At 62.0% G+C, this 11,109-nt stretch carries 6 protein-coding genes and 2 pseudogenes; 3 read left to right on the forward strand and 5 right to left on the reverse strand.

Features of this window, described 5'->3' with window-relative positions; translation table 11 throughout:
- From MFF42_RS19490 to MFF42_RS19510, 5 genes and pseudogenes are all read right to left on the reverse strand, one after another.
- Window positions 1–760: hypothetical protein (locus tag MFF42_RS19490; RefSeq protein ID WP_238257229.1), on the reverse strand; the 760-nt coding region annotated here is incomplete at its 3' end.
- Between the two features lie 10 nt (window positions 761–770).
- Window positions 771–2,915 carry a trypsin-like peptidase domain-containing protein gene (locus tag MFF42_RS19495; protein WP_238257230.1) on the reverse strand — a complete coding sequence of 715 codons (2,145 nt, stop codon included), beginning with the start codon at window positions 2,913–2,915 and terminating at the stop codon, window positions 771–773.
- Window positions 2,916–3,216: 301 nt separating this feature from the next.
- Window positions 3,217–3,858 (reverse strand): annotated as a pseudogene (locus MFF42_RS19500) (IS630 family transposase); the annotation flags it as partial.
- A complete protein-coding gene (locus tag MFF42_RS19505; RefSeq protein WP_238257231.1) occupies window positions 3,843–4,745 on the reverse strand; it encodes a hypothetical protein in 903 nt (300 codons plus the stop codon). The gene MFF42_RS19505 and the pseudogene MFF42_RS19500, both read right to left, overlap by 16 nt.
- An 860-nt stretch (window positions 4,746–5,605) precedes the next feature.
- Entirely contained in the window at window positions 5,606–5,836 is a 231-nt protein-coding gene (locus tag MFF42_RS19510; RefSeq protein WP_238257232.1) for a hypothetical protein, read from the reverse strand.
- 1,756 nt (window positions 5,837–7,592) lie between these two features.
- On the opposite strand from MFF42_RS19510, the gene MFF42_RS19515 reads away from it, so the two are divergent.
- The 3 genes and pseudogenes from MFF42_RS19515 to MFF42_RS19525 all read left to right on the forward strand — a co-directional run.
- Window positions 7,593–8,489: an endonuclease domain-containing protein gene (locus MFF42_RS19515; RefSeq protein WP_238257233.1), complete on the forward strand. Its 897-nt coding sequence runs from the start codon at window positions 7,593–7,595 to the stop codon at window positions 8,487–8,489.
- Window positions 8,486–9,166: a hypothetical protein gene (locus MFF42_RS19520; protein WP_238257234.1), complete on the forward strand. Its 681-nt coding sequence runs from the start codon at window positions 8,486–8,488 to the stop codon at window positions 9,164–9,166. The genes MFF42_RS19515 and MFF42_RS19520 overlap by 4 nt, the downstream gene beginning before the upstream one ends.
- Window positions 9,163–11,109: pseudogene (locus tag MFF42_RS19525) on the forward strand (ATP-binding protein); the annotation flags it as partial. The gene MFF42_RS19520 and the pseudogene MFF42_RS19525, both read left to right, overlap by 4 nt.

Here is an 11,109-nt window from a genome sequence, read left to right on the forward strand (position 1 = left end):
CACCGAGCCATTGATCCTGCCTTGCATGGACTGGGTTTCGTAGGTCGCCTGGGTAGCTGCCGGGAATGGCATAGTCGTAGCCGTGGATGTAAATCGGCAGGCGCTTGAAATCGGGATCTGCGCGCACGGTGGCAACGACCTTGCGGTAATCAGCTTCGAGGCGTGTCAGCACCGTTGAGAGGCGCGCCTTGTCGACGTGCCAAGCGGCGTCTTTGCCGGATTGATACGGTTTCAGCAGCTCGGCGAGGACCGGATTCCCGAGAAGATCCTCCCCAATGACGTCGTTACCTGCTCCGGAAAACAGAAAACCTGACACACCATTTGCCTTCTGCTTGTCCAATCCAGATTTGTATTCGGGATGACGGTTGACCATGTTGTCGGCAGTATCTCCAGCAGCATCTAGACTCCAAATCAAAAAGTCTTCCTCGAGATGATCGACTACATCATCGATCAGGAATGGAAACTGGAACCAAGAGTCACCTTCCGAAACAAGAACTGGCTTTTGAGCGCCTTCGGCAATACGTTTCTCGAATCTCCGTTCGCGGCGCCAGCGGCAGATTGCATTGCCCCAACGCATCGCATTTTCGACATCGAAGTCACCCTCAGGCGTCATCTCCACCTTGGCAGGGTCAGGCACAACGCGTGGGTCGAAGGGACCGCTCAGATCGGGCAGGGCCTTCAAGTATTCTGCGATTTCGGAATCAGGCGTGCCCGGATCCATCAGCTTGTCTTTGAACGCACGATAGCTCAGCTTGGTCATGACGAGTCCCTCATGCTTCTTTGCTGGCGGCGCGCTTAGCCGTGGATCGTTCCTGCGATTTCCGCTGCCGGCCTGCGGATTTCTTCGTTGCCGACGAGCCGGAGCTCTTGGAACTCGTCTTCGCGAGTGAGTTTCTGGCGACAGATGCCGGCTCAGAGGACAGTTTCCGTGAGCTAGCCTTCTTAGGCTTCGAACGCTCCGCCTTAGACCCATTGGTAAGCAGTCGTCTGATGACCTTGTCGAGGTCATTGTTGTCGAAGCCCACCTTCCTATTTGTGGCGGCTAGGGACAACCGGACCGCGACCGGGCGATGGTCAGAGATGCCGAGGTAATCTGGCATAGTTCGGTCTCGAGCGACGATGAAGTAGTCGACTTTGCCGACCGTTTGGCGCATGTTCGGCGAAAGGAAGATGTTGTCGATCGCCGATTTCGGACTTTTGATGTAGCTGAACGCTCCCTCGCTCTCGTCCTGTGCGCCGAGGATCGCGAATCCGGCCTCGGTGATCGCGGTGAAGTCTCCTCCCGCGAGAGGTGCGTTTATGTCTCCGCCGAGGATTACGTCGAGGGCGTCCTGTGCGACAAGATCCTCTACGGCCCGAGCTAGGATCCTGGAAGCAAGGCGTCGACGGAGGCTGCCCTCATCCATGGCCTTCAGGTGCAATGGAACGGTGAAGAAGGTGTAGGGTGGTAGGTCGCCGACCGTGGTGAAGCGGAACAGGCCCGGATAGCGGTCGAAGATCTTCCCGTGGACGGCCTCGATGCGCAGGTCGGGATCGTCGCTGCGCTGTCTGAAAAGCGGCTCCACTTCACTTGGCCATTCCACTCTCTCACCACGGAGAGAAGAGGTCTTCCAGATCATAGCGGTTGATTGCTTGGAGGAGGCCGAGTCCGGCTCCGACAGAGCAAAGCCGTATTCCTCTCCGTAAGTTTCGCGAATCCTAGCCACCAGCGCCTCGATGGCGGGTGGAGAAATCTCGGAAAGACCCCAGGCATCCAGGTTGAGGTCGGTGATAACCCGGGCAGCACCATTGAGTTTGCCGGGCTGCTGCCAGCGGTTCGCTAGCCACTCGATGTTCCAGAAGCCGATGTCGAGATCCTGGTTGGTGCCCCGATAAGTGTCGACGACCGCTTCAGGTGCGGGTTTCTCTGTATCGATACGGCGCCCGTGGCCACCGAAGAAGCCAGCCAAGGTATCGGAGCCCAGCACCTCCTTCAGAACGGCTTCGGCATAACCCGCATCTGCTCCGCCGCGCCGCCCGCGTGTCTCCAGGTCCATGGCGATGGCCGAAATTTTGATGCCTTCATTGATGCGCTCAGAGGTTCCGCCCTCCGGCAGTTCCTTGTTCCAAGCTCGGCTCGCGTGATGCAGCGCGACGAGACGTCCTCTACGATCGAAGACCGGCGCGCCCGACGATCCCTCTAAAGTATCCGACGCGTAGTGGAGCACTGTGGCCTCAATACCGACGACGTCGGTGTCGTCGAGGCTGACCTGCTTATGCTGCCCGTCCGGGTGATGAATGATGAAGGCGAAGTCGCCCTTGCTCACGGTGAAACTCGAACGCTCGAGTGGAACGATGCCGAAGGTGTCCGAAGCCGACGCCTCGATCCATACGAAGGTGTAATCGAGGCCTTTCTCGGTTGGGCTGGTGATGAAGAGCCGCTCCGGATTGAGCTTGAATGCCTGGGTCGGCAGCAGCGTGCGACCGTCGCCGTTCAACAGGTCCTCCCCTGAGATCTGGTAGTCGAATTCGACACGCGCCTCCCGTGCCACCTCGACCGAGTTCAAGACGTGATGGTTCGTCAGAAGCAGGTTCCGGCCGACGATGAAGCCGGTTCCGCTCCATTGGCCGCTCTTGCCCTCGTAGTTCTGTCCCTCGACGGACAGGATCGCAACAGCACGGCTACGCTCCGCAAGGATCTGCAGCAGTGCGGCCGGACTGGTTTGATACCGTCCGACGGTCGCTTCGAACCGGACATCGGTATCTGTGGCACTCGGCTGCGTTGCACGTCCGCGCAAAGCCCAGCCGGTCCAGCCCTCGAGCATCTTGCGGGGATCGTCGACGCTGACACTCTTTCCGAGCTCTGCAAAGGGGTCGGACGTCGTATCAGGGCTACGAACAAAGGGAATGCCGGAAAGCCCGCGGAGCGTTCGCATGCTGAGTCACCACGATCAATGCCGGTTCGATAGTGACGATACAACCTTGCTGCCCGCGATTCGGCAATAGTGCGAGAATCATTGAGGGATATGGTTCGATCCGGCGCGACGATGATATGCCTCAAGAGGCGCAATTCGATATTGGAATCAATGCAAAATTTCCTGAGGCAAGCTTCCAGCCCATCATATCGCGTTCGTCAGCTTAAGGTTATTGATGCGAGCTTAACGTTCGGATGCGTAGAACGCCTCGCCCTCAAACCGCAGAGGTGCCGCTGCAAATACCCGAGCGGCCTCCGTCGCTGGGCTGATTGGCCGCTGTGTAGGGCGGGAGGTAGAGAACCCGTGCGCCGACCGCCTCGATGGCCTCGCGCACCCCGGCGACCTTGTGGGCGTTCAGATTGTCGAGGATGGTCGAGGTTGACGGTGTTACCGGACCTTAGCACCGGAGCCAGGGTGTCGGTGACGAAGGCGCGGAAGCGCATACCATTCGTGGCTCCATCGAAGACGCTCCTGGCGATCAGTCCCGTGGTGAGCAGGGCGGCGGTGATGGTGGTGGTCTTGTAGTGTCCGTGGGGCACGGCGATCCGGCGGCGCTGATCGCACGGAGCACGACCATAGCGGCGGACCATCTTCGTCGTGGCGGCCGTCTCGTCGAGAAAAACCAAGCGATCCGGATCAAGGTCGGGTTGGCGATCGAACCGGTCCTCGCGCGCGGCCCTCATATCCGACCGCTCTTGCTCGGCCGCGTGGACAGCCCCTTTTTACGGGTGATCCCATGCCGGGCGAAGAAGTGTGACAGGCTGCTCGTGCTGGCCTGGATGCCGCGTTCCGCGAGCCTGTCGCGCAGTTCCCGCAGGAAGACGAGCGGGTGCTCTTCGTTGAGCCGAAGGATCAGGGCGACCTGCGCTTCCAGACTCATAGACATTTCTAGACCTGGAATGGGCATCCGTTAGCCGGCTGGTTTGGTGCTGGCGGCCTCCCTCTATAGTTTGCCTTTAGAAAATCTGAAGTCTTTACAGAGCTTCCTGGCGAGAGAGACTCAATTTGTTCATATAGGGCTATAGACTTTTCGATAAGGTGTTGCCCGCACTTGGCATCGCCGCCAGCATTGAGCTCCATTGCCCCCCATTCAGCCGTTACACGCGCCCGATACTGCAGGTGTGGGAAAGTATTTCCATTCGCCATCGAGTTCACTAATGACATAAAGACCTGCCTGGCGGACGTAATATTCTGTGATGGTCCTGGCGAAAATAAGGATTTGGCTTTCTGTATTTCGACCGTAGCTTTTTCAAGGTCCGTAAGTTTGCGATCTTTTATGTAGATGTCAACCAGTTGAGCGGCGTAATCGGACCTATTTGCTCTCTGAAATGCACCAATGATAGCCAAAGCTTCAGGCACACTCAGCTCTGTCAGCGAATTCAGATGATCTTTTTCGAACTTATAGGCATAAAGATGCATTCTGATAGCAGTGGCACTACTCAGGGAATCTGCTAGAGTTGGATTTTGAATGCTTGAAAGATTTCTTGCGTATTCTATTTCCGTTTGAGCAATTTCAGACGCAATCTTGCTGACTTCCAGCCGCTTCTCAAGCACCAACTTGTTGAAAATGTCGAAAGCAAATCCATAAAAAATCGAAATTAGTAAGGCTAATAGTCCGGCCCATTCTTTGATGGTATCCAGTAAGCCTTTCTTTGTGCCCTTGATCCGCTCAAGTTCTGCTTCAGCCAGGGCAATGCGTTCTCGGATGGACCGAGATGTTGCGGCTAAGCTCGCCTTGTCCAGAGCGGACTCTCCGACTGTTCCGGCATGCTCATCATAATCGGGAGGCATTCTCTAAGCCCCATAACAATTTATCATATTTTGGATGCGGCCAGGGCCCGGAAGGTGCCCCCAAGGAGAACCTTGACTATTTCCAAGTAAAACTATTAATCCCTGAAAAGCTTGCGGTGGGAACCAGCCTTGTTGCCGTCCTGTTTTCACCGCCCAGCAGTCAGCCTCAGCCTCATTTAGTAAGTTTCTATTTATGATATGCCCAAGTGCGTGATGCGCGCATTCATGTGCATATAGAAATAATTGAAATACAGGGTGCAATGCTTCCATAGTGCTAGAGTTCAAGATGATTATTGGCTGTCCACCAGGACCAAGTGTGGCGGTTCCAGCGTCATGCCACGCCGGGTTAGTCAAAAGCGTTACTGGCAAGCCCCTAAAATCGTTGCAAGATACAGTCACTCCGCCTACGAAGCTTTGTGCAGTAGCCGTCCCGCTTTCGGCAGCTGTGACAAGCACTAGCGCCAATGCCAGTCTTGCTATGTTTTTCATTTTACCTTCTCCTTCGCAGATTAAGGTTGTCGCCGGCACCGCATGAAAATTTTCCGGCGAAGGAGTCTAAAAAGATGATGATCACCTGTAATTAAAAATATTGGTCAGGTTTCTGGCTTCATATGGCTGCGAAATCTATCCGCTACTTTCCGGAAGCCAACTGATGTGACTGCCTCTCAACTACTGAGTCCCTAAGAGGAAGGGTGCCGCGCACGTCCACGACAGAGACGTGCGTATCTGTGCTGCGACCGACGACACGATCCGGCATGTCGCAGAGCGTATCTGTGAGGACACGGATGATATCGCGCTGGAGGATGGCATCGGTAATGCCTTGTGCTGCCAGGGGGACACCGAGCCATTGATCCTGCCTTTCATGGATTGGGCTTCGCAGGTCGCCTGGAGCCGCCGGGAATGGCATAGTCATAGCCCTGAATGAGAATTGGCTGCGTTGCACGTCCGCGCCAAGCCCAATCAATCCAGCTTTTGAGCATCTTGCCGGGATCGCCGACGCTGACAGTCTTTTCGAGCTCTGCAAAAGATATAGGACGTCGCATCAGGACCACGAACGAATGGAATGCTGGAAAGCCCGCGAGCGTTCTCATGCCGGATTGCCACGATCATGCCGGGTCGATAGTGAAAATTCAACCTTGCCGCTAAAGATTCGGCAGTATTGTCAAGTCGCATACGGCGCATATCGCAATCTTCCGTGGCAATGATGTGCCTACGGGGGGCAAATCGGCATTACACCAAAAGAGGTTTTTCCGGCCCATGTATCTTATTTCTCGCCTGGTCTGAGTTCGCTTCAAATCATGATCGTGGGCGCGACGGCTCCATGCATAGAAAATTTTGCCCTCGAACCGCAGAGCTTCTACGTCGGATACCTGAGCGGTTTTCAGCATTAGGCCAACCAGCCACTTCTCTCGCGGCCTTAAACAGACGGGAGGAGACCAGTCATATGGATTTGATCGCTCGCACGCCCCATCCGAAGCGGCAGCGCACATACCGAGGCGGGCAGCGCGCTTTAGCAATTTGCCTGAAGGCTCACGATTTGGCCGGGGGGAGTCTTGTGATATTGGCGTCCTATCCGCCGTTGCGGCCGTGCATGAGCTATGCGTTGCCGGGGAAATCTTCGCCCCGGCCAACAACCTCAATGTGATCTTGAGGAAACGGAGAGTTGAACCCTCGTTGTGAGCTCTGGTCAAAGGCGCTATTGACCTGATCCGGTTGCAGCCCGTTGGTCGTAGCTTCCCCTACCCGATGGAATGCCTTCGATGAGCCAAGGATGCGCGGCGAAGCTCGTGGGCGGAGAAGGCACTCCCTCGCCGGGCGGGCAACTTTTCCAAGACTTAGTTCTGTTCAGCTTCGGATACACTGAGCTTGTTCACTTGATTTCTCACACCTGGAAGGCCTCTGCCGGCTCCACCGCGGCCCGTCCAGGATCTCAGAATGCTGATTGCGCGTGCGGTGGCGCGCCGGACGCGCATCGTGCTGTGCGATGAGGCGACCATCGCTCTCAACAACGCGCTCCCCGAAACACGCCCGCTGGGCGTCCCAGCCGATCCCGTTGCGCCAAGGGTGCAAGGGCGGATCTCGTGGGGGTCCGAGGCACTGCCTTTGAGGATTGCGGAGAACTCTAGGACTTCGCGTTTGCTCAGCTAAATTCAGGACGCCCGCACTCACGCGGATGTGGCCCAATTGCGCCGTATCGAACTCGCGGCCCCCGGATCGCAGATGCTCAGCGAGCTAAGTTTTTGATGTTGCAGGATGCAATTAGTGGCCTGAAGAGCCGGGTCCTCCGCCTTCGGAGGGCAACGCTCTATCCAGCTGAGCTACGGGTGCTGACCGTGGCTCGTGAGTAGCCCAACTGAACCGTCGACGCAACGGCGCTTTGCGGGACGGTGGAAGCCCCTGGTCGCTCAATGGGATGAACGCGTGGCCCTCCTCAGGCAACGGTCACACGTTCGAACCGTGTCGGGTGCGCGACGAGCGGCGGAGGGGCTGCTCAAGCGCCGGCAATGTGTCCGCGGATGCGGACGGCGTGCGGCGCTGTTGAGGCGCATGTGCCGCGATCGTGCCGCTGCGCCGGACGTTCGGCGAACGGAAAGGCGCGGGCCGCGGCGAAGCAACCGAGCCGTCACCACAGCATGGCCAACCTGAGGATGCGAATCCGGTAGCCAGGATCAAAAGCCTGTGCTGAAGTGACGGGACCGAAGGCTGCTCGACGTCCGAGCGTCGGCGGTCACTCCGCAACACGGTTCCTGTTTGCGACCGTCCCTCGATCTCGACGCTGCGGCACGGCCGCGGATCACGGCAGGCGATCTGGCTCAAGGCATTGTCCGCCTTGTGCCGGGGCAGCGCATGGTCGTCGTGGGGAGCGGCCGCGAGGGCGTCGGTGCCCTCGTCTCCGAGATCTCGGATGGCCGCCGCAGCGCGCTCCTGGTCTCGTGCGAGGGGCTCCCCGCGGCGACCGCCATCGTCAACCGGCTGCTCGATGACCTCGCCGAACTGGCGCTCCATCGTTGGCCGGGTTGGCACCGTTGGGGTGATGGCGTCGATCCGGTCGCGACCGATCCCTGGCTCAAGGCCGCCGCGAAGCGCGCCCGGCTCGGCCATACCCCGCGCTTCCGGCGGATGGCGCAAACGCTCGAATTCGGTCGGCTGCTCCGGGTGATCGATCCTGCCGGTGTCGTCCTGATCTGGGAAGTCGATCCTGCCTCGGAGATACGGGCGCGGCCTGTGATCGAGGCTCTCGAATGGTGCGCCCGGCACGGGGCAGCCGTCGTCGCGGCCCTGACCGTGGAGCCCCCCGAGACCGCCCCCTACGACCGGCTCCTCTACGGCGCCCGCGCCCTCGTCCGGGAGGAGCGTGGGGCGGTCGCACGCTTCATCGCGCCGGCCGGACCGCATCCTGCGAGCGAGATCGAGCGGCGGGTCGCGGCGGCCTTGGAACAGGACGCCGGTCTCGCGGGTCTGTTCGTCTGCAACGCCTCGGTACCGGTCGGGGATTGGGGCGCGCGGCCGCGCGTCGACCTGCTCTGCCGCGCGCATCGCGTCGTCGTGGAACTCGACGGACCGGAGCACCGGACCGAGCCGAAGTTCGGCAACGACCGGCACCGGGATTACGAGCTGCTGACCGCGGGCTACCTCGTGCTGCGCTTGACCAACGAGCAGGTCGCGGCCGACCTGCCCCTGGCGATCGAGAAGATTCGCGCCGTCGTCCGACTGCGACGGGGCACGAAAGGGGGTGAGCGATGAGCGGGACACCGACACCGAAGCAGGCCCTGATTCTGTGGTGTCTCCTCGGCCGGCACGGCAGCGCGCTGCAGAGTGCGCTCGTGCCGCGCATCGACAAGGCGGATCGGGAGGCCTTGATCGCCGGCCGCTACCTTGAGGCCGAGAAGCAGGGGCGCTCGCTCCGGCTGACCGTCACCGACAAGGGCTGGGCCTGGGCCGGCGAGCATATGCGCGAGCCCCTGCCGCCGAGCTTCCGCGTGCTGCAGGACTGGCTGGAACGGATGCAGGCCGATCTGGCCGCGACGGGCCGGACGCTCGCCGAGCTCGTCGGAAGCGCCCCCGAGGAGCCGGCACCGGCGGAGCCGCGATCGCCCGCGCGCAGGGCTTCCTCCAAGGGATCGAACTCCAAGGGATCGAAGACGCCGACGCCCAAGCAGCTGCGGGCCCGGATCGAGAGCGCCTATCTCGCGCTGACGGGGGGCGAGCGGGCCAAGGCCGTGCGCCTGAGCGCCCTGCGCGCCGGCCTCGCCGACCTCGATCGCGCGACGGTCGATGCCGGGCTCGCCGCCATCCTGCGCGGCGACAGGACGGCGCGGCTGAGCCAGTTCAGCGATCCCAAATCGCTCGATCCCGCCGAGCGCGCGGCGGCCTTCAGCCCGGCGGGCGAGCCCTTCCACATCATCTGGATCCAGTCATGAGCGATGCCCTCGACGCCCTGCGCCGGGTCGATTTCGACTGGGTGCGCACGCTCGACAGCATCTGGATCGACACGCCGCCGACCGGCGGTCCGAACGAGCGGCTCGCCCCGGAGATCGTCGCCGAGCTGCAGCGCAAGGCGCGGGCGCCGGCCGACCGTGCGGAGGGGCGCGTGCTCGTCGGGCAGTCCGGCGTCGGCAAGACCCATCTCGTCGGGCAGCTCCGGCAGGAGGTCTGGCGCGCGGGCGGCTGGTTCGTGCCCCTCGACGTGCTCGGGCTCACGGATTTCTGGCGCAGCGCGGCCTTGAGCTTCGTCACCGCGCTGCTGCAGACGATGCCGGACGGGCGGCGGCAATCGGATGCGGTGCTCGCGGGCGTGGCACGCCGCTTCGGCGTCGAGGTGCAGGTCGAGGCCGCGTTCAACACCCCGAACATGGATGCGCGCCGGATCGTCGACGTGCTGGTGCGCGCGCTCATGAGCGTGGACGCGGCCCGCGCGCTCAAGCATCTCGACGTCTTCCGCGCGCTCTGCCTGCTGCGGTCGCAGGATTTCGCCGTGGTCGGGCTCGCCCATGCCTGGCTGCAGGGCTACGAGGCCGATCCGGCGGAACGGGCCGCGCTGGGCTTCCGGACGCCGCCGCCGGCACCGGTCGAACTCGTGCGCGGCATGTGCTGGATCATGGCGCTCAGCGGCCCGACGCTCGTCGCCGTCGATCAGATCGATGGCCTCATCGAGACGAGCCGGCTCGCGGCCGAGGACGGGATCGAGGCGGAAGCCGGCCTCGCCGAGGTGCTCGCCGCGGGCCTTCTCGAACTCCATATCGTCTGCGATCGCACGATGACGGTGGTGACCTGCCTGCAGGAATCCTGGCTGCGTCTCGGCGCTCGCGCCATGACACCGGTGCTGCAGCGCTTCGCCGAGCCGATCGGCCTCGTCGGCATGAACGAGCGGGCCGCCGCCACCGCGCTCATCGCCGGCCGGTTGCGGCCGGCCTACGCGGAGGCGGGCTTCGCGGCACCCTCCCCGACATGGCCGTTCAGCGAGCGGGCCATCGCCGAGGCGTCGGACTCGGCGATGATGCCGCGCACGCTGCTGATGCGCTGCGACGCCTTCCGCCGCCGCTGCCTCGCAGCGGGCGCGGTCTCCGTCTGCGACAGTCTCGTCGAAACCTCGGCGGCTGCGGTGGCCCCGCTTCCAGAGGTCGAGTTCGACCTCGCCGCCGCCTGCGCGCGGGCCGACATCGCCGGCATCCGCAGCGACGAGGACCACTGGCTCGGGCAGGTGCTGCGCGACGCCTTCGACCTCTACGCCCTGGAGGACGATCCCGACGACGCGCTCGACGTCGCGAGCAAGGGAGAGCCCGACCAGAAGATCCCGCCGCTGCACGGCCGGCTGATCTTCATCCACCGGGACGAGAACGATCGCGAGCGCCACGTCTGCTATCGGGCGCTCCAGCACCAGAACGCCATCGCCTTCCAGGCGCGTCTGCGCGCGGCGCTGACGGCCTCGGGCATCTCGGCGCGTATCCCCGACCGCGCGCTGCTGCTGGTGCGCCGCGGGCCGATGCCCGGCGGCGCCAAGACGAAGCAGCTCGTCGATGCCTTCACCGCGGCCGGCGGCCGGCTGATCGACCCCTCCGACGAGGATCTGCGGGTCTTCGTCGCCCTGCGCGATCTGCGCAGCCGGGCGCAGGAGGAGGACGCCTCCGATCGGTTCGAGCGCTGGCTTCGCGCCGAGCAGCCGGTCGTCCGCACGGCGCTGTTCCAGGCCGCCGGTCTCGCGCACGGCTCGAACCGTGACGAGGTCCGCTCGACCATCGATGCACCGGCTCCTTCGGTGGCGGCCGGGCCGCCTTCCGGCGGCGGGGAGGGCACGATCACGGCTTCGGTCGCTGGACCGTCCGGCTCGCGAAAAAGCTCCGGCTCACCGGCGGCGAGCCCGGCC

Origin of the sequence: Methylorubrum podarium, from assembly GCF_022179745.1 — a bacterium.
GTDB lineage: Bacteria > Pseudomonadota > Alphaproteobacteria > Rhizobiales > Beijerinckiaceae > Methylobacterium > Methylobacterium podarium.

Excerpts from the sequence above, each read along its gene's own strand:
- MFF42_RS19495 (WP_238257230.1), bottom strand. The coding sequence starts at position 2,915 with ATGCGAACGCTCCGCGGGCTTTCCGGCATTCCCTTTGTTCGTAGCCCT.
- MFF42_RS19505 (WP_238257231.1), bottom strand. The coding sequence starts at position 4,745 with ATGCCTCCCGATTATGATGAGCATGCCGGAACAGTCGGAGAGTCCGCT.
- MFF42_RS19510 (WP_238257232.1), bottom strand. The coding sequence starts at position 5,836 with ATGAGAACGCTCGCGGGCTTTCCAGCATTCCATTCGTTCGTGGTCCTG.
- MFF42_RS19515 (WP_238257233.1), top strand. The coding sequence starts at position 7,593 with ATGGTCGTCGTGGGGAGCGGCCGCGAGGGCGTCGGTGCCCTCGTCTCC.
- MFF42_RS19520 (WP_238257234.1), top strand. The coding sequence starts at position 8,486 with ATGAGCGGGACACCGACACCGAAGCAGGCCCTGATTCTGTGGTGTCTC.